The sequence below is a fragment of the Serratia sp. A07 genome (genome assembly GCF_058725505.1).
On sequence record NZ_JBZXDO010000226.1, the window covers coordinates 1 to 712 of the forward strand.

Annotated in this window: 2 protein-coding genes and 1 pseudogene; all 3 read right to left on the reverse strand. The window is 66.7% G+C overall.

Going from position 1 to position 712, the window contains the following annotated elements:
* On the reverse strand, positions 1 to 191 hold a 191-nt coding region (locus AC4PR2_RS29420; protein WP_492176115.1), incomplete at its 3' end, for a hypothetical protein.
* A gap of 24 nt (positions 192 to 215) precedes the next feature.
* Positions 216 to 485, reverse strand: coding sequence for a ParE family toxin-like protein (locus tag AC4PR2_RS29425; RefSeq protein WP_492176116.1), 270 nt, complete (start codon positions 483 to 485; stop codon positions 216 to 218).
* Positions 473 to 712 (reverse strand): annotated as a pseudogene (locus AC4PR2_RS29430) (hypothetical protein); the annotation flags it as partial. The gene AC4PR2_RS29425 and the pseudogene AC4PR2_RS29430, both read right to left, overlap by 13 nt.

A 712-nucleotide genomic window follows, 5' to 3' on the forward strand; every position in this document is an offset into this window, starting at 1 on the left:
CGATTAATCGCCTCCCTGGCCGCCTGAGAAAACCGGTCACCGTCACGCCCGGCGTCGCCGGGCGGCCGGACGCAGCCGCCGCGAACCCAGCGCAGCAGCGCCGCGTTCTGCGGCTGGATGGCCGGCAAAAACGACACCGCCACAAATACGCTCACTCCCACGGTCAAAAATCCAATGACGGTTTCCAGCATCTTCTGCTCTCCTTGTGGTTGATTTCACGGCCTGCGCTGCAGACGCTGCGTGTATTGCGCATGCGACAGCAGCGTCCAGCAACATCCCTCGTCATCGCTCAGCAGCCGCCAGCCCTGACCCACGTCCAGCTTGAGCAGCTCCCTGCGTGGCCTCAAACGCACCGCCTTGCGAAGTCCCGACAGCCAGTCTCGCCAGGCAACCTCCGCGCGCCGGCGCACGCGCACATCAAAGCCGCGCGGCAGCCGCAGCCGGCAACGCCGGCCGTCGGCGCACCGGGCCGTTATGCTGTCCATGACAGCCCCGCCGATAATGCCCACAGCAGCGCCAGATGCGCAATGTAGGCCACCGGGAAGAACTGCCGCGGCAGCAGCCGCCTTTCGCGAACGGTGCCGAGCGGACGCAGTGCAATGGAGACCAGCAGCACACCTGCCGACACCAGCAGCCCGGCCACCATCGGAATAGTGCCGCCCCCGAGGTTCAGCAGCAAGACGCTGGCGCACCAGACAAGCGCAATCGCCGG

Coding starts and splice junctions, on each gene's coding strand:
- AC4PR2_RS29425 (WP_492176116.1), bottom strand. CDS start 485: ATGGACAGCATAACGGCCCGGTGCGCCGACGGCCGGCGTTGCCGGCTG.